This is a genomic window from Streptomyces cacaoi (assembly GCF_006539165.1).
GTDB classification, from domain to species: domain Bacteria; phylum Actinomycetota; class Actinomycetes; order Streptomycetales; family Streptomycetaceae; genus Streptomyces; species Streptomyces cacaoi.
The window spans coordinates 35,132-55,323 of sequence record NZ_BJMM01000045.1 but is presented as its reverse complement, the minus strand read 5'-3'; the positions used below and the strand labels follow the sequence as shown (position 1 = coordinate 55,323).

Genomic DNA, 20,192 nt, shown 5'->3' with positions numbered 1-20,192 from the left:
ATACGGCGGGTGGCGCGGACGAGCCGTGCGGCGAGCCGGTCGGCGAAGGCGAGCCCCAGCAGCATGAGGGCGGCGGCGAGGCCGAACACCGCGAACCAGGAGGGGAGCGCACCGGCGTGCAACTGCTCGTCGCTGACGGCGACCTGCACGACGGAGGCGGACCGCGCGGCCGCGCCCCGCCCGGACGAGGCGCCGGTGGAGGCGGCCCGGGCCGTGACGGCGGACGAGGCCCCCGCGGGGGAAGCCGACCCGGCGGGGGTGGTCGCCCCGGCGGGGGAAGCCGACCCCTCGGCGGAGGAGGCCCCCTCGGCGGGGGAGGGCCCCTCGGCGGAGGAGGCCCCCTCGGCGGAGGAGGGCCCCGAGGGGGAAGGGGATCCCGAGGCGGAGGTGGGCCCCGCGGCGGGGCTGGCCCCCTTGGCGGAGGGCTGCACGGCGGAGCTGGCCCCCTTGGCGGAAGAGGGCTTCGCGGCGGAGGAGGCGCCCTCGGCGGAGGAGGACTCCGAGGCGGAAGGGGACCCCGCGGCGGACGAGCCCCCTGCCGTGGAGGAGGCCCCCGCGGAGCCACCCCCGGCGAGCACGGGAACGAGCACGACCCGGCCGCCACCGTGCTCGGCCCCCGGCGCGTAGGTGAACGCCCGCCCCCCACGGGCGAGTCGAAGCGCGGCCTCGCTCACCCCGGCGGCCCGCCGTCCCAGCACGGTGCCGTCCGCCATGACGACGGAGGCCCGCGGCTGCCCGTCGCCGTTGAGCCCGTCCAGCACGCCCTCGACGACCTCGCGCCCGCTGTCCTTGCGTCCGAGCGAGCTGCCGACGACCGTCGCGACGGACTGGGCGCGTTCGGTCGCGTCCGTCATCGCGCGGTCCTCCGCGTGACTGCGCACGAGCAGGGCGAGCGGCACCAGCAGCACGGCGAGGACGACGGCGGTGGTGACGCCGATGAGCACCAGCAACTGCCGCCGCATCAGCCCGACCCCTCACCGGACGTCGACCCGTCACCGGACGTCGACCTCTCACCGGACGTTGACCCCTCACCGGACGTCGACCCCTCACCGGAGGGCGACCCGTCACCGGGCGCGGGCCCGTCACCGGGCGCGGGCCCACCACCAGGCGCGGGTCCGTCACCGGCCGACGGCTCCTCACCGGGCGCGGCCAGCTTCACCCCCACCGTCCGCACGGTGTGCAGATACCGGGGCCGCTGCGCGGTCTCCCCCAGCTTCCGGCGCAGCCAGGACAGATGGACGTCGACGGTCTTGTCGGCGCCGCCGAGCGGCTGCTGCCACACCTCGGCGAGCAGCTCACGGCGGGAGACGACCTGCCCCTGCCGCCGCGCCAGATAGCACAGCAGGTCGAACTCGCGCGGGGTCAGATCCAGCCGTTCCCCGTCGAGCGTGACCTCGCGCGCCGAGGGCGCCACGAGCAGCCCGCCGACCCGCACGGTCGGCTCGGGCTCGTCCGGCTCGCCCTTGCCCAGCCGCCGCAGGACGGCCTTGATCCGGGCCTCCAGCTGGCCCGAGCCGAAGGGTTTGACGATGTAGTCGTCGGCCCCGTCCTCCAGCGCCGCGACGATCTGCGGCTCGTCGTCCCGTGCCGTCGCCACGATGACGGGGACGTCGCTGACCGAGCGCAGCATCCGCAGCACCTGGCCGCCGTCCACATCGGGCAGCCCGAGGTCGAGCACCACGAGATCGGGGCGGTGCGTGACGGCGGCGTCGAGTCCGGCCATCCCGGCGGAGGCCGTCGCCACGGCATGACCGCGCTCGCGCAGGGCTCGCACGAGCGCCGCGCGCAGCTGCGGGTCGTCCTCGACGACAAGAAGGTGTGCCATACACGTACATTAGCCGTGGGCTCGCGGGATCCGCTCCGGCAGGTCGCCGGCGCCGGGTGCGCACCCGTTCCCGTACGGCTTGTACCGGCGACGTGCCTCGGCTGTCCACCCCGCACGGCCCGCAGGGGCGCCCGTGGGCGGTCCGCTACCCGGCCCTTAACGCGGCGTTAGGGAAGCCCACGGCAGACTGCCGGGTATGCAGGGCACCAGCGACGGCAGCACGGCCGACGACGGAACGGGCCGCGGGGCCTCCGGCTCCCCCGGCTCCCCGGGCGCTCCGGGCACCCCCGACTCCCCGGGCACTCCGGCCTCACCGGCCTCACCGGTCCCACCGGCCGCTCCCGGCTCCCCGGACGGCCCCGGCGGCGCGTCCGGCCAGGGGCGCCGCTTCCGTCTGCGCGGCCCGCGCACCCCCGAGGGCGGCCGCCGGATGGCCGCCGTGGCGTGGGTGTGCGCGGTGGCGGCCGCCTTCCTGCTCGGCGCGTGGTCGTTCGCACAGGTCGACCAGGGCGACCGGTACCAGCGGCTGGACCCGCTGGACGAGGCGAGCGTCCACCACGAACTGGCCCAGAGCCGCAAGCGCACCGGCGCCGGCCCGGACGCCTCCCTGCCCCCGGGCTCCACGGACCCCTCCGGCGGCTCGCACTCCACCGCCACCGCACCGTCCGACGACGATCACGACGATCACGACGATCACGACGGTGACGATGATGACGACGACGATGACGACGAGCACGACGACCACGACGAGCACGGCGACCACGACGAGGACGACGAGGACGGCGGAGGCGCCGGCTCCGGCGACGCCTCGGCGGGCGGACCGGCCCACGTCAGCACGGTCCGCTTCCCGGAGGGCCTCGGCACCGCCGTCGCCGAGTGCCGCAGCGGCACCCGCACCGTCACCCTGCTGAGCTGGTCCCCGGCCCAGGGCTACAGCGCGGACGACGTCGAGCCCGGCCCCACCCGCACCGCGACCGTCGAGCTGGAGCGCGCCTCGGACGACTCCGACGACGGCGACGACCGCACCGTCGCGGTCGAGTGCGTCCACGGCAAGCCGCACACCTCGCTGCACAAGGACTCCGACGACGACGGGGACGACGAGGACGACTGATCCCGGGCTGCCCCGCTGCCCCGCTGCCGGGCTGCCTGTCTGCCTGTCTGTCCGGCGACCCGACGGCTGACCCCCGGCCGGAGCCCGCCCGATCCCCGAGGGCCGATCCCCTGCTGGAGCCCGCCCGATCCCCGACGGCCGACCCCTGGCCGGAGCCCGCTGCGCAGGCCCCACCACGGCAGCGCGGGCCCGTAAACGATCATGGTCGCGGACCGGATGGACAGAGCAACTACCCTGGCGGGGTCCCACCCCGCCGCGCCCGCTCCGGTCCCGCAGGTGTCCCGCCCGGGCCGGTGGGCGAGGCGCCGCGCGACGGCGGCGAGGCGCCGCGAGAGCCGACGAGTCGCCGTGCGAACCGCCTGAGATACGCCGTGAGAGCCGTGAGACAGAGCGAGACACCGCGAGACACCGTGATACGAGGTAACACTGTGACGACGCACCATCCCTCCTCGACCTCCTCCGCCGCCCCCGCCCCGCAGGGCCCGGCCCCGGACCCGGCCGCCGGCCGGGCGGTGCACGCGGCGGACCGTGCGCACGTGTTCCACTCCTGGTCGGCCCAGGGGCAGATCGACCCGCTCGCCGTCGCCGGGGCCGAGGGCTCGTACTTCTGGGACTACGAGGGCAATCGCTATCTCGACTTCGCCAGCGGCCTCGTCTTCACCAACATCGGCTACCAGCACCCGAAGGTCGTCGCGGCGGTCCAGGAGCAGGCGGCGCAACTGTGCACGTTCGCCCCGGCGTTCGCGATCGAGGCCCGCTCCGAGGCGGCCCGGCTGATCGCCGAGCGGACCCCGGGCGACCTGGACAAGATCTTCTTCACCAACGGCGGCGCCGACGCCGTCGAGCACGCCCTGCGGATGGCCCGGGTGCACACCGGCCGCCCGAAGGTGCTGTCGACGTACCGCTCGTACCACGGCGGCACCCAGCAGGCCATCAACGTGACGGGGGATCCCCGGCGTTGGGCCTCCGACACGGGCACGGCCGGCACCGTCCACTTCGACGGTCCGCACCTGTACCGCTCGCCGTTCTGGTCGCGGACCGAGGAGCAGGAGTGCGCGCGGGCGCTGGAGCACCTGGAGCGGACGATCCAGATGGAGGGCCCGGCCACGGTCGCGGCCGTCATCCTGGAGACGGTGCCGGGGACCGCCGGGATCATGATGCCGCCGGCCGGTTACCTCGCCGGTGTGCGCGAACTGTGCGACCGGTACGGCATCGTCTTCATCCTGGACGAGGTGATGGCCGGCTTCGGCCGCACCGGCACCTGGTTCGCGGCGGACCTCTACGACGTCGTCCCGGACCTGATGACCTTCGCCAAGGGCGTCAACTCCGGCTATGTGCCGCTCGGCGGCGTCGCCATCTCGCAGAAGATCGCCGAGACCTTCGACCAGCGCCCCTACCCGGGCGGACTGACCTACTCCGGCCACCCGTTGGCCTGCGGGGCCGCCGTCGCCACGCTGCGCACGATGGCCGAGGAGGGCATCGTCGAGCACGCGGCGCACATCGGTGAGACGGTGCTCGGCCCCGGGCTGCGGGAGCTGGCCGAGCGGCACCCGTCGGTGGGCGAGGTGCGCGGCGTCGGGGTGTTCTGGGCGCTGGACCTGGTGCGGGACCGTACGACGCGCGAGCCGCTGGTGCCGTACAACGCGAGCGGCAAGGACAACGCGCCCATGGCCGAGTTCGCCGCGGCGGCCAAGCGCGCGGGCCTGTGGCCGTTCGTCAACATGAACCGCACGCACGTCGTGCCGCCCTGCACCATCACCGAGGCCGAGGCGAAGGAGGGCCTGGCCGCCCTGGACGAGGCGCTGTCGGCCGCCGACGCGCACACCGCCGAGGCCGGTGGCGAGGGCACGGGCGCGTGATCCGCCGCAGCACCCTGCGCTCGCAGATCGCCTCCGCGCTGCGTGACGAGATCCTCGCCGGACGGCTGGCCACGGGGCGGCCGTTCACGGTCAAGGAGATCGCCGAGCAGTACGGCGTCTCCGCGACCCCGGTCCGCGAGGCGCTGGTCGATCTCGCGGCGCAGGGGCTGCTGGACATCGAGCAGCACCGCGGGTTCCGGGTCCGCGAGTACACGCTCCAGGACTACCGCGAGATGTGCGACGCACGCCGCCTCGTCGTCGACAGCCTCTTCCGGGACGACGGGCCCGGGCCCCGGTCCGGCGCCGACGCCGGTGCCGGTTCCGGTTCCGAGGCCGGAGACGATGCCGGGGGCGCTGCGGGTGCCGGGTCCTCCGGCGGGGCCCGGACCGGGCCGCTGTCGGCCGTCGACCCGGCCGCGCTGGCGTCCGTGCGTCGCCGGGCCGACGCCGCACAGCGCGCCGCCCGGGCCGGGGACCTCGATGTCCTGATCGCCTACGACCTGCGGTTCTGGCGGGAGTTGAGCGGCCTGCTCGGCAACTCCCACATCTGCGACTTCCTGGACCGGCTGCGCGTCCAGTGCTGGGTGTACGCCGTCCCGCAGCTTCGCGCGAGGCCCCGGCTGTGCGGGCGCCTGTGGGCCGGCCACGGCGCGCTGCTGGACGCGGTCGAGGCGGGGGACGGCGCGGCGGCCCGGGAGATCATCGCCTCCTACGACGCCCACGCGCTCGCGCAGGTCGAGGAGGCGGCGGGGGAGGTGCGGGGACGGCCGGACGAGGGGCCGGAGGGTCCGTGAGGGCGAACATGGAGCGAGCGAGCGAGCGAGCGCGGCCGGGGCCGGGGGCGCGGGCCGGGGCCGAGGGCGCGGGCCGGGACCGGGGGCGCGGGCCGGGGCCGAGGGCACGACGAAGAATTGACTCAGTCCAAACTTCTGGTTAGCTTCGAGGGTGCCGGTGGTCGTGCCGGGTCCGCGCAGCCGTGGGCCGGTGCGCACACCACCGTCCGGGCGCACCGGCGCGCCCGGCCGTCCCCCACCGTTCCCCCTCCTCCAGGGAGTCCCGCCCCCCATGAAGTGCTACGACTGCGATCTGGCCGGCCGGAGCGACTCGACGGCCGTCGGCGTGTGCGCCCGCTGCGGCCTCGTCGTCTGCCGCGACCACGGAAAGGTCTCGCAGACCCTCGTCCATCTGCGGCGCGGCCCCGGCCGGTCGACCAGCGACGTGCCGGCCCGCCGCCTGCTGTGCGGAACCTGCCATGGCGCCGAACACCCGGCCTGAACCGCACGGCACCCACCGCGCCCCCGGCCGGCGCCCCGAACGGCCCTTCTTGACCAGGTCAATTCTCGCCTCTTACAGTGCGCCGGACCGCTTCCGGGTATTGCCTGGTGTCCGACCGCGAGGGAAGTGACGCGCCATGGATCAGGCGGCCGACCTGCTCAGGGCCAAGGGCCTGCGGAACACGGCACAGCGGCGCGCCGTGCTGACCGCACTGCACGGACACGCGCACTCCACGGCGGCCGAGCTGGAGCGCCGGATCGGCATCGGCACCGCCGGAGCCGCCTCGTCCGGCCTCTCCCGCCAGGGCCTCTACAACGTGCTCGACGACCTCACCAGGGCGGAGCTGATCCGCTGCATCGAGCCCGCCGGCTCGCCCGCGCGCTACGAGCTGCGCGTCGGGGACAACCACCACCATCTGGTCTGCCGCGGCTGCGGCCGTATCGAGGATGTCGATTGCAGCGTCGGCCGGGCGCCCTGCCTGGATCCCACCGAGTACAAGGGGTTCACCGTCGACGAGGCGGAGATCACCTGGTGGGGCCTGTGCGCCCGCTGCGCCGAAGACTCCGCCTCCGTATAGGCCGTGCGGGCCGTGCAGGTCGTGCAGGGCGCGTAGGTACGGGAGCGCCGGGGCCTGCCCGGAGGCCGGCCGGAGCTGGTCAACCGGGGGTCGGCCGACCGTAGCCGGACCGGACCCGGCCGGAAATCTCCGTTTCCGACCGGGACCGTCCGCCAGTCGGCCACAACTGTCCGGAGCCGTCCGGGGATTCGGGCAGGGCGCCGGTCCGGCGTCACGTGCAGCACGGGCCGCACGCGGGCAGAACACGGGAGTCCGCCCGGGCGAAGCCCGCACTACGCTGGAGCGCCCTGCGCGGCCCGACGCACAGGACCCCGACCCGGACATTGGAGCGCCTCTTGGCCTGCGACCTCTGGCTCGTCCCCCTCGTCGATGTGCTGTGCCACAGCCCCGACAACCCGCTCGCCGACGAACTCGCCGTCTACGACCGTGCCCTGACCGAGGCGGGCCTGCCCACCGTCCCCGTCTTCGGCTACATGCCCGGCCTCTCCGGCGACGTCGCCCCCGTCGCCGGCTTCGACTACGAGGCCCTGCACTATCTGCGCCGCGCCTATCTGCTGCTGGCCAGCGGCCTGGAGCTGACGCCGGTGGGCGAACTCGGCGGGGACTACGAGCAGTTGCTGGAGATGTTCGAGCAGACCGCGCGCGGCTCCCACCTGGTGTGGCACTACGACCACGCCGGCTCCTACGTCCCCGTCGACTTCACCGCGCCGCTGGCCGGTGAGGCCCTGCTGGAGAACGGCGGCGGCCCGCTCGGCTCCAGCCACGGTCTGCTGCGCGAACTCCACGCCATCGGGCCGCACCTCGGCATCGACCCCGACAACCCGCCCCCCGCACCCGCCGCCCCGCTGCGCCCCACCGATCTGGACGAGCCCGCCGCCTCGGCCGCCATCGGCTACGAGGACGGCACGCCCTACGGCAGGGAGCGCCATGTCTGGCTCAGCCTCCACGCGGCGGCGACCCGGAGCCTGGCCCAGGGCTCGATGATCGTCTTCGGCTGACCCGGCCGCCCCCCCCCGGACCCCGCCCGGCCCGACGCTCAGCCGCCCGGCGGCCGTTGACGCGGCATGTGCGGGCGCGGGCCGGCGGGCGGCAGCGGGTGGCGGCCCGGCGCGGGCCGGCCGGAGCCCGCCCGGTGCGGTCCGGGCCGGCCGGGGGTGTGCAGATGCAGCGGAACCGATCCGGGTCCGGTGCGGAACTCCACCATCCAGCCCGTCGTCTCGCCGCGCACCAGCTCCGAGACGTCCTCCGAGAAGCGCCGCAGCAGTCCGAGGGCCCGCTCGGCCGCGTCCCCGGCCGAGCCGTCCGTGGGGCCGAGCACCTCCCGGATGCGCTCGGCGGCCCACGCGTACCGCAGCGCCTCCAGCCGCCGCTGCACCGCCTGCGCCGCCGCCACCGACCGCATCCAGCCGGAGGTCAGCCCGAGCCACCGGTCGGCCAGCAGACACACCACGGCGAGCAGCAGGCCCAGATATCCGGCGGCCCCCACCGGGCCGAGCGCCGCCGCCCGGTCGTCCGGCGGTCCGCCCGCCAGCCCGGCGGTCTCCAGCAGCGGCAGCGCCGCACCCGCCGCTGCCCCCGCCGCCGTCCCCGCGCGCAGCACCCGGGCCCAGCGCCGCTTGCGTGCCCGGTCGGCCAGGTACCACTCGACGAGCGCCAACGCCTCCTCCTCGACCCAGTGGTACAGCTCTTCGAGGCGTTCGGCGGGCTCCTCCCAGTCCCCGGACGGAAATCCCCGGCCCAGCAGATCCGGCTGTCTCACCCGCACTCCCTCAGCAGACTCCGGCCCCCTTCCTACTGTCCGAATCGGGACGAAAGCGCGGATCACCGGTTTTTCCATCCGGAAGTGGTGCCCCGACCCCGGTCCGCGCCGGTTCGCGCCGGTCCGTGCCCGTCCACGCCCGCCCGCGCCCGTCCACCCCCGTCCGCGCTCGTCCGCGCTTGTCCGCACAGGGGCCCGCGCCCCCGGCGCCCCTCCCGCGTATGTCACCCGTCGGTGCGCGCCCCCGGGCTCCCGGACCGCGTTCGGCCGTCCGTGGACCAGGCTCTAGGCTGAGCGGTGTGAGGATCCTGGTCATTGGCGGCGGTGCCCGCGAACACGCCCTGTGCCGCTCGCTCTCGCTCGACCCCGAGGTCACCGCTGTGCACTGCGCGCCCGGCAACGCCGGGATCGCCGAGGTGGCCACGCTGCACTCCGTGGACGCGCTGGACGGCCCGGCCGTCGCCGCGCTCGCCGCCAGTGACGAGGTCCGCGCCGACCTCGTCGTCGTCGGCCCCGAGGCGCCCCTCGTCGCGGGTGTCGCCGACACCCTGCGCGAGCGCGGCGTCCCCGTCTTCGGCCCGTCGGCCGAGGCGGCCCGGCTGGAGGGGTCCAAGGCGTTCGCGAAGGACGTCATGGCCGAGGCGGGCGTGCCCACGGCGCGCAGCTATGTGTGCACCACCGCGCAGGAGGCCGATGCCGCCCTCGACGCCTTCGGCCCGCCCTACGTCGTCAAGGACGACGGGCTGGCGGCCGGCAAGGGCGTCGTGGTCACCGACGACCTCGCGCAGGCCCGCGCGCACGCCCGCGCCTGCGACGGCACCGTCGTCGTCGAGGAGTTCCTCGACGGGCCCGAGGTGTCCCTGTTCGCGGTGACCGACGGCGAGACCGTCGTCCCGCTGAGCCCCGCGCAGGACTTCAAGCGCGCCCACGACGGCGACGAGGGCCCCAACACCGGTGGCATGGGCGCCTATTCGCCGCTCCCGTGGGCCGACCCGAAGCTCGTCGACGAGGTGACGGAGACGGTTCTGGAGCCCACCGTGCGCGAACTGCGCCGCCGCGGCACCCCGTTCTCCGGACTGCTGTACGCGGGGCTCGCGCTCACCTCGCGCGGGGTGCGCGTCATCGAGTTCAACGCCCGCTTCGGCGACCCGGAGACCCAGGTCGTCCTCGCCCGGCTGCGCACCCCGCTCTCCGGCCTGCTGTACGCGGCGGCCACCGGCACCCTCGCGGACGTGGCGCCGCTGCGCTGGAGCGAGGACGCCGCGGTGACCGTCGTCGTCGCCGCCGAGGGCTACCCGGCCGCTCCGCGCAAGGGCGATGTGATCGAGGGGCTCGACGAGGTCGCCGCGCACGCCCCGCACGCGTACGTGCTGCACGCCGGAACGGCCGCCGCCGACGACGGGACCGTCCGCAGCGCGGGCGGGCGCGTGCTGTCGGTCACCGCGACCGGCGAGGACCTCCCCGCGGCGCGGGAGCGGGTGTACGCCGCCGTGGAGCGGATCCGGCTGGCCGGCTCCCACCACCGGCGGGACATCGCCGCGCTCTGACCCCCGCACGCTCCGCAACGCCGGGCCCGGCGCCCCCGCTCGCGGAAGGGCGGAGGGAGACGCATAACCGGCGCGGAGGCGTGAAGCAAGAGCTCTCCCCAAAGCCATTCCATCGAGTGACCGGTCTCGCCTACGGCTGACGCCCGCGCAGGGCACAACTAGGGTGCCGCACATGCTGCGTGGCGTCCGTTCCGTCGTCCGGCGCAGCGCGCATTGCGGCCTCGTGGCGCGGTGCCACAGTGGGTGGAAAGCCGGAGAGCCCGGCGGATACCCGTACCTGACCGGGGGTGAGACGTGATCGGTGCCGGCCGGCGGACGGCGCCTTCCGCGCGCGGCCATGCCCTCGCGGTGCTCCGGGTCCGCAGCACCGCACTCGGCCTCGCCCTGCTGCCCGCTGCGGCCGCCGTGATCCTGTGGACCGGCCGTGCGACGGGCCATCTGCCCGCATCCGGCGGCTGGGACACGGCGCGTTGGGTGGTGACGGGGCTCGCGGTGCTGGCGCTGGCGTACGCCGGGCTGGTGGCCACCGTCGTCGTACGGGCACGGCCCGCCGTCTCGCCCACCGTCCCGCTCGACGAGTCCGCGGCGCCGGACCTGTACGGCCTCGTCCGGGACCTCGCGGAGCGGCTCGACGTCCCGGCGCCGTCCGCGCTGGCGCTCACCCCGGACTGCGACAGCTGGCTGGAGGACCGCACCCACCCCGCCCAGGCCAGGGGCGCGCAGGGCCCCGCCGGGGGGCGTGCGCGGTTGCGGCGGGGCGCGCGCTCGCAGGCGCCGGTGCTGGTCATCGGCTCGCCGTTCCTGTGGTGGATGCGGGTCGCCGAGCTGCGGGCCCTGCTCGCGCCGGTCGTCGCCGGCACGGGGCCCTCGGCGCACCCCGACATAGCGGCGGCACGCCGCTGGGTGCGCGGCCTGGACGCGGCCTGCGCCGTCGCGGAGCGTGCCGCGGCCCGGCGGCGGACCCCGCGGGCCGACGGGCGTGGGCCGCTCCGGCCCGGGTGCGCCCGGCTCGTCGGCCCGTGTGTGCGGCTGATGCTGCGGGCGGTGGGCCCGCACGCGACGGAGATGGAGCGGGGCGTCGCCGCCGCGGCCGCCGAGCGGGCGCAGAACGTCGACTACGGGCTGCGGGTCGTCGCGCAGGAGCAGGTCGGGCTCGCCTACGCGGGCTGGGACCGGCTGCTGACGCGGGTGGCACTGCCGGCCTGGCGGCTCGGCCTGTGGCCGACGCGGCTGGACGCCGGGGTGGTCTCGGCGCTGACGGAGCTGTCCCGGCGCGACCGGCTGGCCGAGGGCTTCACCTCCCGGCTGGGCGAGCGTCCGGCCTGCGATCTGCTGGAGGAGCCCGGCGCGGTGGACGCCGAGGTCTCGCTGCTCGCGGCCCGGCTGTTCCTGGGCTCGCGGCCGCCGCCGCTGCCGGGGGCCCGCGCGGGCGACCCGGCCCCGGACTGGGCGCCGGTGGAGTGGCCGGCGTACCCGGAGGAGGTCGTCGACCGCATCTGGCGCACCGAGGCGGCCCGCCTGTTCGAGGCCCTGGACAGCACGGCGGATCCGGCGTCCGGTGAGGAGCCGGCCCGTGCGCCGGAGCCCGGCTCGGCGCAGGACGGCCCGGAGCTGTACCGGCCGACGCTCGCCCGGGTGCTCGGCCGTTTCGCGGCCCCCGGCGGCAGTGAGCTGCTGGCGGCGCACATCACCGCGCAGGTGGCGCGCGCCGAGGCGGCGGGCGCCGGCGGGATGCCGGGCGCCCCGCCCCCGCATCCCGGCCACCCGGGCACCGTGCCCGCCGCCGGCTCGGGCGACGCGCTCCCCGCCCCCTCCCCGATGGGGCTCCCGCTGCGGCCGCCGCGCGGCGGTACGGAACTGCTGGTCGAGCACGTCGTCGCGACCGTCTGCTGCGCCGCCGTCGACACCGCGGGCGCCGTGCCCGGCCTGGACTGGCTGGACGGCCCCACGCTCCAGGTCGGCGGGGAGCGCTGCGGCGAACTGTCCCGCCTCGTCCGGGCGTTGGTCGAGGAGGGGGACGGCCGCGGTCTGGAGGAGTGGCTCGGCTCGGTGGGTGTCCGGGCGGACAAGCCCGTGCGTCTCGTCTGAAGATCCTCTCCAGGCATTTCGCGACGAAGGGTGACCAGACGCTTGCGTTATGTGATGTGCTGTCTGTCGTCAGCAGAGCGTCACACGGTGTGCGACGGCGGACGTGGATGCCGGGGAGGGAGCAGAAGGTGGGGACGGAGAGGACCGGGGGCCGGCAGCACGCACCTCACGCACCGCGGCCCGGACAGATGCGGCGCTGGGAGTCCGGCGCCCTCGCACACGCCGTCAACGACCCGTTCGGCCAGGGCCCGTTGCCCTGGCTGCGGGTGAGCGAGACGTACTTCGACAACGGCCGCCTGGTGCCCTGGTACATCGACTGCGTCGACCCGGCGCCGGGCCAGACCTCCCGCACGCCGGAGCTGATCCGGGAGGCGGCCGGCGGGCGCCCCGTCGTCCGCGGCGTCCCCGAGCCCCGTACCCGGCGGTGCAGCAGCGCACCGCCCACGGCGGACGACGTGCGCTGCCAGATCAAGGGCTTCGCCTCGGTCCCCGGCGGTACGCCGCCCGGCGAGTCGATCGACTTCCGGATCACCGTGAACCCGCCGCAGCCGTTCAGCGTGGACGTCTACCGCATCGGGCACTACGGCGGCGCCGGAGCCACCAAGATCACCACCAGCCCCCGGCTGTCGGGCATCATGCAGCCCGAACCGCTCACCGCCGACCGCACGGTCTCCTGCCACCACTGGTGGCTCTCCTGGCGGTTGCAGATCCCCGAGTACTGGAGCACCGGCGCCTACGTCGCCGTCCTCACCACCCTCGACGGGCACCGCTCGCACATCCCCTTCACCGTCCGCGACCGCGACCCGGCGGACCTGCTGCTGGTGCTGCCCGATGTGACCTGGCAGGCGTACAACCTCTTCCCGGAGGACGGGCACACCGGCGCCAGCCTGTACCACGCCTGGGACGGCGAGGGCCGGCTGCTGGGTGAGAGCGAGGCGGCCACGACCGTCTGCTTCGACCGCCCCTACGCCGGCTCGGGCCTGCCCCTGCACGTCGGCCACGCCTACGACTTCATCCGCTGGGCCGAGCGCTACGGCTACGACCTCGCCTACGCCGACACCCGCGATCTGCACGCCGGCCGCATCGACCCGACCCGCTACCGGGGCCTGGTCTTCCCCGGGCACGACGAGTACTGGTCCGTGCCGATGCGCCGGGCCGTCGAGAAGGCGCGGGACGCCGGCACCTCGCTGGTCTTCCTCTCCGCCAACACCATGTACTGGCAGGTCGAGTTGGACGCCCTGCCCTCCGGGGCCCCCGACCGGCTGCTCACCTGCCGGAAACGCCGCGGCCCCGGCAGGCCCGCGCTCTGGCGCGAACAGGGCGAGCCGGAGCAGACCCTGCTGGGCATCCAGTACACGGGCCAGGTGGCCGAGCCCTCCCCGCTGGTCGTCCGCAACGCCGACCACTGGCTGTGGGAGGCGACCGGCGCCGGCGAGGCCGACGAACTGCCCGGCCTGGTCGCCGGTGAGGCCGACCGCTACTTCCCGCGCACGCTCCTGCCCGAGTACACCTCGCGGATCCTGCTCGCCCACTCCCCGTACCAGGACCGCGCCGGCGCCCGCCGCCACCAGGAGACGTCCCTGTACCGCGCCCCGTCCGGCGCCTACGTGTTCGCCTCCGGTACCTTCGCCTGGTCCCCGGCCCTGGACCGCCCCGGGTATGTGGACGCGTGCGTCCAGCGGGCGACGGCCAACCTGCTGGACCGCATCTGCAAGCGGGACTGAGCGCGCGGTTTTCCGTTATCGGCCCCCGGGCCGTGTGGTCTCCCCCGGTGCCGGCCCTTGCCGGCCGACGCTCAGACGTATCCGACGTACCGGAACGTGTCGGATGTACCGGACGCAGAAGGGGAGCCACAGGTGCCGCCAGAGATACCCACCGGCCCGGGGCACGACAGCGAGCTGGTCGAGGCCGCCCGCCGCGGGAACCCCCGCGCACGCGAGGAGTTGGCCAGGGCGTATCTGCCGCTCGTCCACTCCCTCGTCGGACGGGCGCTGAACGGGCACAGCGACGTCGACGACATCGTGCAGGAGACGATGATGCGCGCGCTCGGCGGGCTGCACACCCTCCGCGACCCCGCGCGCTTCCGCTCCTGGCTGGTCGCCATCGCCATGAACCAGGTACGCCGCCACCAGCAGGACCGCGCCGCCGCCCCCGGCCTCCAGGACGCGCACGAACTGGCCGACCCCGGCGCCGACTTCGTCGACCTCACCATCCTGCGCCTCAACCTCCAGGGCCAGCGCCGCGAGGTCGCCGAGGCCACCCGCTGGCTCGACGAGGACGACCGCTCGCTGCTCTCGCTGTGGTGGCTGGAATCCGCCGGCGAACTCACCCGCGCCGAGGTCGCCGAGGCCCTCGGGCTCGGCCGGCAGCACACCGCCGTCCGCGTCCAGCGCATGAAGGAACGCCTGGAGACCTCGCGCCTCATCGTGCGCGCCCTGGCCACCGGGCCCCGCTGCGGCGCCCTGGCCGACACCCTCGGCATCTGGGACGGCGCCCCCTCCCCGCTGTGGCGCAAACGCATCGCCCGGCATCTGCGCTCCTGCCCGGAGTGCGACCCGGCGCAGGCCGGCGCGGCAGGCATGCTGCCGCCCGAGCGGCTGCTGCGCGGGCTCGGGATCGTCCCCGTCGGCGCCGCCCTCGCCGCCGCGGTCCGCGCCCCCGCCCCCGACGGCCTCACCACGACGGGCGCCCAGGCGACCCACCCGTCCGCCGCCGCCCCCGGGCCCCCGCCCGCGCCCTCGCCTCCGTCCCCCTCCCCGTCACCGTCCCCCTCCCCGTCACCGTCCCCGCTCGCCCACGGCAGCCGCACCCGGGAACTGCGGCACCGCCGAATACGCCGGCACCGCCGCGCCGTGACGGCCGCGGCGGTGCTCCTGCTGCCGCTGGGCGTCCTGGGCGGTATGACGCTGCTGCCCGACGGGGCCGACGAGGAGACGAAGGTGGCCACCCGGCCCGCGAGCCCCCTCCCGACCACGGAACCGCCGTCGTCCACCGCCCCCTCGCCCGACGAGAAGACGCACAAGCCGAGCAAGCCGCCCGAGAAGAAGAAGGACAGCGAGCCGTCGAAGCGGCCCTCGCCCACGCACACCACCGCACGCCCGACCCCCACCCAGCGCCCCTCGGCACCCGCCTCCCGGCCGGCTGCCCCGGACGGCCCGGACTCCGGCGGCGGCTCCGGCGGTCTCGCCCAGCAGGTGACACGGCTGGCGAACGCCGAACGCGCCAAGGCCGGCTGCGGCCCGCTCAGCCTCAACGACAAGCTGTCGACGGCCGGTCTGCGCCACTCCTCCGCCATGAAGGACCGCGGCTTCTTCGACCACACCGACCCCGACGGCGACGGCCCCGGCGAACGCATCACCGCGGCCGGCTACGACTGGTCCACCTACGGCGAGAACATCGCCCGGGGCCAGCGCACCCCGGAGCAGGTCATGGACTCCTGGATGAAGAGCCCCGGACACCGCGCCAACATCCTCAACTGCTCGTTCAAGGAGATCGGCGTCGGCCGGCAGGACGGCTCCGGCGGCCCCTGGTGGACGCAGGTGTTCGGCGCCCGCTGAGCCGCCCGTGCGGGCGTGGGGGAGAATCGGGGTCCGTCGTCCGTCGGCAGCCACGGGAGGAACTCCGTGTCCGGATTCGTCGAGAAGCCCGAGCCCGTGCAGGTGCCCGGCCTGGTGCACCTGCACACGGGCAAGGTGCGCGACCTGTACCAGAACGAGGCCGGGGACCTGGTGATGGTCGCCAGCGACCGCATCTCGGCCTACGACTGGGTGCTGCCGACCGAGATCCCGGACAAGGGCCGCGTCCTGACGAAGCTGTCCCTGTGGTGGTTCGAGCAGCTCGTCGACATCCTGCCGAACCACGTCCTCAGCACCGAGCTGCCCCCGGGCGCCCCCGCCGACTGGGAGGGCCGCACCACGGTGTGCAAGGCGCTGCGCATGCTCCCCGTCGAGTGCGTGGCCCGCGGCTACCTCGCCGGCTCGGGCCTCAAGGAGTACGAGGAGTCCCGGACCGTGTGCGGCCTCGCCCTCCCGGAGGGGCTGGAGGACGGCTCGGAGCTGCCCGGCCCGATCTTCACCCCCGCCACCAAGGCCGAGGTCGGCGAGCACGACGAGAACGTCGCCTACGAGGAGGTCGCCCGCCGCGTCGGCCCCGAGACCGCCGCCGAGCTGCGCCAAGCCACCCTCGCCGCCTACGACAGGGCCCGCGACATCGCCCGCGAGCGCGGCATCATCCTGGCCGACACCAAGTTCGAGTTCGGCCACACCTCCGACGAGAACCCCGTCCTCACCCTCGCCGACGAGGCGCTCACCCCCGACTCCTCCCGCTTCTGGCCCGCCGACTCCTGGCAGCCCGGCCGTCCCCAGCCCTCCTTCGACAAGCAGTACATCCGCGACTGGCTCACCTCGCCCGCCGCGGCCTGGGACCGCACCGGCACCCAGCCGCCGCCCCCGCTGCCGCCCGAGGTCGTCGAGGCCACCCGCTCCCGCTACATCGAGGCGTACGAACGGCTCACCGGCACCCCTTGGAGCTGACCCCGGCGCCCGGCCGAAACGGGCCGGTCCCGGCGCGTCCCGGCCGGGCCCCGCTGTGTCCGGCTGGATCCCGCGCACGGAATCCGCACCGCGTGGGTACCGTCCCTCCATGACCACATGGGGCAAAAGGGACGACATGCTGGTGCACGAGCACGAACCGTTCAACGCGGAGCCACCCCGCGCCGCCCTCCGGCAGGGCGGCCCCACACCGCTGGACACCTTCTACGTCCGCAACCACGGGCCCGTACCCGAAGCCGACCCCGCCACCTGGCGGCTCACCGTCGACGGGCTCGTCCACCGGCCGCTGGAGCTGAGCCTGGAGGACCTGCGCACCCGCTTCGAGGAGACCGAGGTGGAGGCCACCCTCCAGTGCGCAGGCAACCGCCGCGCCGGGCTCATGGAAGTCCGCGACATCCCCGGCGAGGCCCCCTGGGGACCCGGCGCCACCTCCACCGCGCGCTGGGCGGGCGTCCGCCTGGCCGACGTCCTCGACGCCGCCGGGCTGCGGCCCGACGCCGCCCACATCGCCTTCGCCGCCCCGGACGTCTCACCCGTCGCCGACCCGCCGCAGCCCTTCGGCGGCTCCGTACCCGCCGACAAGGCACGCTCCGGCGAGGTGCTGCTGGCCTGGTCCATGAACGGCGCGCCGCTGCCGCCCGTGCACGGCGCACCGCTGCGCGCCGTCGTCCCCGGCTGGATCGGCGCCCGCAGCGTCAAATGGCTCCGGCGCATCACCGCGCAGGAACACCCCTCGCGCAACTGGTTCCAGGCCACCGCCTACCGGCTGCTGCCCGCCGGCGCCGACCCCGGCCGGGCCGGCCCCGGCGACGGCATCTCCCTCGGGCCCGTCGCCCTCAACTGCGACATCCTCCACCCGGCCCCGGGCGCCCGGCTGCCCTCCGGCCCGACCCGGATCAGCGGCTACGCCCTGGCCGGCGAGGACCGCGCCGTCGCCCGCGTCGACGTCTCCGCCGACGGCGGCCGCAGCTGGACACAGGCGAGGCTCGGCCCCGGAGCCGGCCGGTGGACCTGGCAGCCCTGGCACACGGACCTCGACCTGCCGGCCGGGCCCGTGGAGATCATCGCCCGCGCCTGGGACACCACGGGCGCCACCCAGCCCGAGTCACCGCGCCACCTGTGGAACCCCAAGGGCTACGCCAACAACTCCTGGGCCCGGCTGCACCTGACCTGCGACTGACCCGCGGCCCCGCGCGCACGGAAAAGGCCCCGGTCCGAAGACCGGGGCCTGTGCGAAGAGCGGACGACGAGGCTCGAACTCGCGACCTCAACCTTGGCAAGGTTGCGCTCTACCAACTGAGCTACGTCCGCATCACCGGAACCGTCCGGACACCCGTCCGACCCCTGGCACGCGGTCCAGTATAACCGCCCGCAGCAGGGGTCAGATCCAGCCCCGCTCCCGGGCCATCCGCACCGCCGCGTGCCGGTTGCCCGCGCCGAGCTTCGCGGTGGCCGCCGACAGGTAGTTGCGCACGGTCCCCTGCGTCAAGGCCGCCTTACGGGCGATCTCCGCCACCGGCGCCCCGTCGGCGGCCAGCTCCAGCAGCTCCGCCTCCCGCGCCGACAGCGGCGAATCCCCCGCGCTGATGGCGTCGGCCGCCAGCTCCGGGTCCACATGCCGCCCGCCCTCGTGCACGGTGCGGATGATCTGTGCGAGCTGCTCGGCGGACAGCGTCTTCGGCACGAAGCCGCGCACCCCGGCGGAGAGCGCCCGCTTCAGATGCCCGGGCCGCCCGTGACCGGTGACGATCAGCGTCCGGCAGCCCGGCACCTCGTCCCGCAGCCCGGCCGCCACCCGCACACCGTCGGCGCCGGGCATCTGGAGGTCCAGCACGGCGACATCGGGCCGGTGCGCCCGCGCCATGGCCAGCGCCTCCGGCCCCGAGGCGGCCTCCGCGACGATCTCCAGATCGTCCTCCAGCGCGAGCAGCGCGGCCAGCGCACCCCGGATGAGGTGCTCGTCGTCGGCCAGCAGCACCCGAATCGGCCCAGAACTCACCCTTCTCCTCCCGCCTCCGGCCCCCCGGACCGGCCGTCCTCCGCGCCCACCCGCACACGACCACCGGCCCCGACCTCGCCGATCCCGCCACGGACAGGGCTGCCCCCGGCTCCCGGCGGGCCACCGCCGTCACCTCGTCCAGGCCCGCTGTCGGCCCCGGAAGGGCTGCCGCCGTCGCCTCGTTCGGGCCCGCCCTCGGCGCCCGCCGGGCTACCGCCGTCGTCTCCGGCAGGGTTCCCGTCCCCGTCCCCGCCGTCGGCCGGGCTGCCGTCGTCCGGGTCAGGGCCGCCCCCGGCCCCCGCCACGCGGTCGTCGGCACCGGTCAGCGGGATCCGGGCGTGCAGCCGGAACAGTTCCGGCTCGTCCGTACCGCCGTGGCCCCGCACCCGCTCGGCGCTCAGCGTCCCGCCGAGTGAGGCGAGCCGTTCCCGCAGCCCGGGCAGTCCTGTCCCGGGACGGCCGGGGGCGCCGCGCAGCCCGTCGTTCTCCATCACCAGCACGGCGGCCCGGACGCCCTCCGCCGCGCCCGTCCCGCCGTCCGGCTCCGTGCACGCCCGCACCGCGCACCGGGTGGCGTCGGCGTGCCGCAGCACATTGGTGGCGCCCTCGCGGACGACCCAGCCGAGCGCGGTCCGCACCTCGTGCGGGATCCCGTCGAGCGCCGGGGACGCCTCGACGCGGCAGTCCACGCCGGCGGCCCGCAGGATGCCGCGCGCCCCGGCCAGCTCCGTCGCCAGCCCCACCTCGCGGTAGCCGCGCACGACCTCCCGCACCTCGTTCTGCGACTGCCGGGCCAGCCGCTGCACCTCGACCATCTGGTCGACGGCGGAGGCGGAGCCGCGCCGCGCCAACTGCGTGGCCAGTTCGCTCTTGAGCGCGATGGCCGACAGATTGCGGCCCATCACATCGTGCAGATCCCGGCTGAACCGCAGCCGCTCCTCGGCCACCGCGAGCCGCGCCTGGGTCTGCTTGGCCTCGTCCAGCCCCCGGACGACGGCGATGTACCAGCCGGTGGAGCGCGGCGTGAACACGCTGCACGCCGTGATCACGACGTCGATGAACAGCACGGCGCTCAGGTTCGCCGGGGGCATGCCGCACAGCGCGAACAGCGCCCCCAGCGCGGCGCAGCACCCCAGCAGCACGGCCAGGGCCCGGCGCACCGGTACCAGCAGCGCGTACAGCCCGACGGGCCCGGGGACGAGCGCGAAGAGCGCGAGCCCGGCGAACGGTCCGTCCCGCAGCCCGCCGAGCGCGATGACGCCGGCCAGCAGCCCCACGGCGGCACCGCTGGCGACGGCCATCACCGCCAGCAGCCGCACCGGTGCCCGCTCGTCCCGCTCCAGGTAGTACGTCAGCGCGCTGTCCAGCCCGCGCGCGGAGAGCACGCACAGCACCAGCCCCAGCCCGATCACGCCGAGGGCGAGCCAGGCCCGGGCGGCTCCGTCCTGTACGGCGACGAGCATCTGCGGCGCCCCGCCGAAGAAGAAGATCCACGGCGTGGCCTTCAGCATCCAGCGCGAGGAGACCTCCGCCTGCTCCGTCCTGCTGCGCTGCCGCCACGTGTGCCACGTGCCCCTGCCCCAGCGGATCATCCCCGTCTCC

15 protein-coding genes, 1 tRNA gene and 2 pseudogenes are annotated in these 20,192 nt (G+C 75.5%); 12 read left to right on the top strand and 6 right to left on the bottom strand.

Annotated features, from left to right (window positions below; genetic code table 11):
* Positions 1-962, bottom strand: a pseudogene (locus SCA03_RS36550) (hypothetical protein); the annotation flags it as partial.
* A gap of 164 nt (positions 963-1,126) precedes the next feature.
* Positions 1,127-1,825, bottom strand: a pseudogene (locus SCA03_RS28590) (response regulator transcription factor); the annotation flags it as partial.
* A gap of 196 nt (positions 1,826-2,021) precedes the next feature.
* On the opposite strand from SCA03_RS28590, the gene SCA03_RS28585 reads away from it, so the two are divergent.
* From SCA03_RS28585 to SCA03_RS28560, 6 genes are all read left to right on the top strand, one after another.
* Positions 2,022-2,936, top strand: a complete 915-nt coding sequence (locus tag SCA03_RS28585) for a hypothetical protein (protein WP_086817717.1) — start codon at positions 2,022-2,024, stop codon at positions 2,934-2,936.
* Positions 2,937-3,364: 428 nt separating this feature from the next.
* Complete coding sequence (locus tag SCA03_RS28580; RefSeq protein ID WP_141275734.1) at positions 3,365-4,795, top strand: aspartate aminotransferase family protein; 1,431 nt, start codon at positions 3,365-3,367, stop codon at positions 4,793-4,795.
* Entirely contained in the window at positions 4,792-5,589 is a 798-nt protein-coding gene (locus tag SCA03_RS28575; RefSeq protein WP_141275733.1) for a GntR family transcriptional regulator, read from the top strand. The genes SCA03_RS28580 and SCA03_RS28575 overlap by 4 nt, the downstream gene beginning before the upstream one ends.
* A gap of 271 nt (positions 5,590-5,860) precedes the next feature.
* Entirely contained in the window at positions 5,861-6,070 is a 210-nt protein-coding gene (locus tag SCA03_RS28570; RefSeq protein ID WP_030885578.1) for a DUF2180 family protein, read from the top strand.
* A 136-nt stretch (positions 6,071-6,206) separates the two neighbouring features.
* Positions 6,207-6,647, top strand: coding sequence for a Fur family transcriptional regulator (locus SCA03_RS28565; protein ID WP_086818465.1), 441 nt, complete (start codon positions 6,207-6,209; stop codon positions 6,645-6,647).
* A 335-nt stretch (positions 6,648-6,982) separates the two neighbouring features.
* Complete coding sequence (locus tag SCA03_RS28560) at positions 6,983-7,645, top strand: putative DNA-mimic protein (protein ID WP_030885573.1); 663 nt, start codon at positions 6,983-6,985, stop codon at positions 7,643-7,645.
* 38 nt (positions 7,646-7,683) lie between these two features.
* On the opposite strand, the gene SCA03_RS28555 is transcribed toward SCA03_RS28560, so the two are convergent.
* Positions 7,684-8,484, bottom strand: a complete 801-nt coding sequence (locus SCA03_RS28555) for an SLATT domain-containing protein (RefSeq protein WP_141275732.1) — start codon at positions 8,482-8,484, stop codon at positions 7,684-7,686.
* 221 nt (positions 8,485-8,705) lie between these two features.
* On the opposite strand from SCA03_RS28555, the gene purD reads away from it, so the two are divergent.
* From purD to SCA03_RS28525, 6 genes are all read left to right on the top strand, one after another.
* Complete coding sequence (gene purD, locus SCA03_RS28550; RefSeq protein WP_030885570.1) at positions 8,706-9,953, top strand: phosphoribosylamine--glycine ligase; 1,248 nt, start codon at positions 8,706-8,708, stop codon at positions 9,951-9,953.
* A 348-nt stretch (positions 9,954-10,301) separates the two neighbouring features.
* Entirely contained in the window at positions 10,302-12,041 is a 1,740-nt protein-coding gene (locus SCA03_RS28545) for a hypothetical protein (protein ID WP_230988967.1), read from the top strand.
* Between the two features lie 188 nt (positions 12,042-12,229).
* Positions 12,230-13,765: a N,N-dimethylformamidase beta subunit family domain-containing protein gene (locus tag SCA03_RS28540; RefSeq protein ID WP_030891611.1), complete on the top strand. Its 1,536-nt coding sequence runs from the start codon at positions 12,230-12,232 to the stop codon at positions 13,763-13,765.
* A 132-nt stretch (positions 13,766-13,897) separates the two neighbouring features.
* A complete protein-coding gene (locus SCA03_RS28535; protein WP_230988966.1) occupies positions 13,898-15,598 on the top strand; it encodes a sigma-70 family RNA polymerase sigma factor in 1,701 nt (566 codons plus the stop codon).
* Positions 15,599-15,664: 66 nt separating this feature from the next.
* Positions 15,665-16,573, top strand: coding sequence for a phosphoribosylaminoimidazolesuccinocarboxamide synthase (locus tag SCA03_RS28530; protein ID WP_030884975.1), 909 nt, complete (start codon positions 15,665-15,667; stop codon positions 16,571-16,573).
* Positions 16,574-16,682: 109 nt separating this feature from the next.
* A complete protein-coding gene (locus SCA03_RS28525) occupies positions 16,683-17,771 on the top strand; it encodes a sulfite oxidase (protein WP_030884972.1) in 1,089 nt (362 codons plus the stop codon).
* Between the two features lie 58 nt (positions 17,772-17,829).
* On the opposite strand, the gene SCA03_RS28520 is transcribed toward SCA03_RS28525, so the two are convergent.
* The 3 genes from SCA03_RS28520 to SCA03_RS28510 form a co-directional block, all read right to left on the bottom strand.
* Positions 17,830-17,902, bottom strand: a tRNA-Gly gene (locus SCA03_RS28520).
* Between the two features lie 70 nt (positions 17,903-17,972).
* The gene (locus SCA03_RS28515; RefSeq protein WP_086814216.1) at positions 17,973-18,590 is read right to left on the bottom strand and encodes a response regulator transcription factor; all 618 of its coding nucleotides are present in this window, start codon (positions 18,588-18,590) and stop codon (positions 17,973-17,975) included.
* Positions 18,587-20,182, bottom strand: coding sequence for a sensor histidine kinase (locus tag SCA03_RS28510; protein ID WP_141275731.1), 1,596 nt, complete (start codon positions 20,180-20,182; stop codon positions 18,587-18,589). The genes SCA03_RS28515 and SCA03_RS28510 overlap by 4 nt, the downstream gene beginning before the upstream one ends.
* Between the last annotated feature and the right edge of the window lie 10 nt (positions 20,183-20,192).

What these genes read in the sequence shown, in the direction of transcription:
- SCA03_RS28585 (WP_086817717.1), top strand. Translation starts at nt 2,022, where the DNA reads ATGCAGGGCACCAGCGACGGCAGCACGGCCGACGACGGAACGGGCCGC.
- SCA03_RS28570 (WP_030885578.1), top strand. Translation starts at nt 5,861, where the DNA reads ATGAAGTGCTACGACTGCGATCTGGCCGGCCGGAGCGACTCGACGGCC.
- SCA03_RS28565 (WP_086818465.1), top strand. Translation starts at nt 6,207, where the DNA reads ATGGATCAGGCGGCCGACCTGCTCAGGGCCAAGGGCCTGCGGAACACG.
- SCA03_RS28555 (WP_141275732.1), bottom strand. Translation starts at nt 8,484, where the DNA reads ATGGAAAAACCGGTGATCCGCGCTTTCGTCCCGATTCGGACAGTAGGA.
- SCA03_RS28540 (WP_030891611.1), top strand. Translation starts at nt 12,230, where the DNA reads ATGCGGCGCTGGGAGTCCGGCGCCCTCGCACACGCCGTCAACGACCCG.
- SCA03_RS28525 (WP_030884972.1), top strand. Translation starts at nt 16,683, where the DNA reads ATGACCACATGGGGCAAAAGGGACGACATGCTGGTGCACGAGCACGAA.
- SCA03_RS28510 (WP_141275731.1), bottom strand. Translation starts at nt 20,182, where the DNA reads ATGATCCGCTGGGGCAGGGGCACGTGGCACACGTGGCGGCAGCGCAGC.